This is a genomic window from Psychrobacter sp. DAB_AL32B, from assembly GCF_002224105.1.
In the GTDB taxonomy this organism is placed as follows: Bacteria; Pseudomonadota; Gammaproteobacteria; order Pseudomonadales; family Moraxellaceae; genus Psychrobacter.
Window position 1 is genome coordinate 1 of record NZ_NEXU01000175.1, and the last position, 334, is coordinate 334.

Sequence of the window (334 nt, forward strand, 5' to 3'; positions counted from 1 at the left end):
CCGCTAAGGCTTGTTCTGCTTTAGCTAACGCTTGGGCGGCAGCTGCTAAGTCGCCTTTAGCTTTGTCAGCTTCGGCTTGGGCTTGTGCCGCTTTTTGTTTTTCAATCGCCGCTTGGGCTTGAGCTGCTGTTGCTTGTTGATTGGCGGTATCTGCTTTGGCATTGGCTGCGGCGATCGCGGTAGTAGCATCGGCTTTAGCTTTAGTTGCTTCAGTTTTAGCTTTAGCTTCCGCAGCTTTAGCAGTGGCAGCGTCAGCGTCAGCTTTGGCAGCTTGTGCTTTTGCATCGGCAGCTTGTTGATTGGCTGCTGCTACTTTCTTATCCGCCTCAATCTT

1 protein-coding gene is annotated in these 334 nt (G+C 51.8%); it reads right to left on the reverse strand.

Translation table 11 applies throughout. The features are described from left to right. Window positions 1-334: hypothetical protein (locus CAN34_RS14320; protein ID WP_254423206.1), on the reverse strand; the 334-nt coding region annotated here is incomplete at both ends.